The 251-nt window shown below is 64.5% G+C and carries 1 pseudogene; it reads left to right on the top strand.

The features are described from left to right. Positions 1 to 251: pseudogene (locus AABA86_RS33515) on the top strand (long-chain fatty acid--CoA ligase); the annotation flags it as partial.

Raw genomic sequence — 251 nt, 5'->3', positions numbered from 1 at the left:
AAGAAGCCCGGCACCGTCGGTAAAATCTCGCCCGGCGCCGAGCTGCGCTTCCTGGGCGATGACGGCCGCGTCCTCGGCGTGGGAGAGATCGGCGAGATCTATTCGCGCATGGCCGATCTCGCCGATTTCACCTACCACAACAAGCCGGAGAAGCGCGCCGAGATCGACCGCGACGGCTTCATCACCTCCGGCGACGTCGGCTATATCGACGCGGACGGCTACGTCTTCATCTGCGACCGCAAGCGCGACAT

This window comes from Bradyrhizobium sp. TM233, assembly GCF_036247965.1.
GTDB lineage: Bacteria > Pseudomonadota > Alphaproteobacteria > Rhizobiales > Xanthobacteraceae > Bradyrhizobium > Bradyrhizobium ottawaense.
This window is presented reverse-complemented; position numbering and strand designations above follow the sequence as displayed.